The sequence below is a fragment of the Spirosoma utsteinense genome (assembly GCF_014282275.1).
Classification (GTDB): Bacteria; Bacteroidota; Bacteroidia; order Cytophagales; family Spirosomataceae; genus Spirosoma; species Spirosoma utsteinense.
The window spans coordinates 1-1,012 of the sequence record NZ_VFIA01000155.1; the positions used below are offsets into that span (position 1 = coordinate 1).

The window sequence follows — 1,012 nt, forward strand, 5'->3', positions numbered from 1 at the left end:
CTAGTACTCTTCCAACTTAATAATTAGAATTGACTGATTTATTTATTGGGTTAACTTTCTCATACCAGCTTTTAAGTTTATCTCCAGCGCTGGCCACTGTAAAACTCCAATGCACCCGAACCGAACGCTCGTTGCGCTCATCAGTCCATAAGCTTACTTGACGAGCCAGTTCATCAAGACTACCGATTCGTTTGTTGAGGCATTGGCGCGCTAAGGCGGAAAACTCGATCTCAGCCATGTTCAACCACGAGCCGTGTTTAGGAGTAAAATGAAACACCAGCTTACGGCTCATTGTACGAGCTTGATTCAGGGGCAAATGTTCATAAAACGAACCGTACTTGTGTGTGTTTAAATTATCTTGCACTAAGTCAACGTACTCAAAGTCAGCATAATGAGTTGACACTAGTTGGTGTATAAACTCGGCGTAATCCACCTTAGTACGCTGCTCACGCACTTGCGTGTAGCGTTGACCAGTGTCCATATCGTATACGAGCAAAACCACACACGTTCCTTGTCTAACATACTCATTGTCCTCCCTAGCGGCTTTACCCGCCTTGACCAACAGGGGAGCTACCACATCGTCAAGTAATTGGCAGGGTCGCTCGTCAAAACAGAGCCGTGCCCGATTGATCTGAGCGGGTTGACTGTAGAGGCACAGAACATCCTCCATTTTAGCTAGATATTCCCCGTCTATCTGGCCGATACACCATTGCTTTTTGAGCCATGGTTTGAGCTTACTTTTTTTAAGGCCAACCGCACCGACTCGTCATCAATGTGGATGTCGAGTTTGACTAATCGCTCATTAATCAGGGCCGCTGTCCAGCGAGTACGGCCATCAGGGGCCACACTACAAGCCAGTTGGGTGATCTGAGCTTCCACCTGCTGAGTAACCTTGCGGGGTTGACCCGGCCGGGCTTTCTCACTAATAGCCCGTTCCAGTCCATTTTCTCGGTAGCGTTTTCGTAGGTTATAAACCGTAGCAATGCTGATGCCCAATAAGTTACTAATCTGC

General features: G+C 47.4%; 2 protein-coding genes. Both read right to left on the reverse strand.

Going from position 1 to position 1,012, the window contains the following annotated elements:
- Nucleotides 1-16: 16 nt before the first annotated feature.
- Nucleotides 17-703: an IS630 family transposase gene (locus FH603_RS28225; protein WP_186742740.1), complete on the reverse strand. Its 687-nt coding sequence runs from the start codon at nt 701-703 to the stop codon at nt 17-19.
- Nucleotides 691-1,012: helix-turn-helix domain-containing protein (locus tag FH603_RS28230; protein WP_186742738.1), on the reverse strand; the 322-nt coding region annotated here is incomplete at its 5' end. The genes FH603_RS28230 and FH603_RS28225, both read right to left, overlap by 13 nt.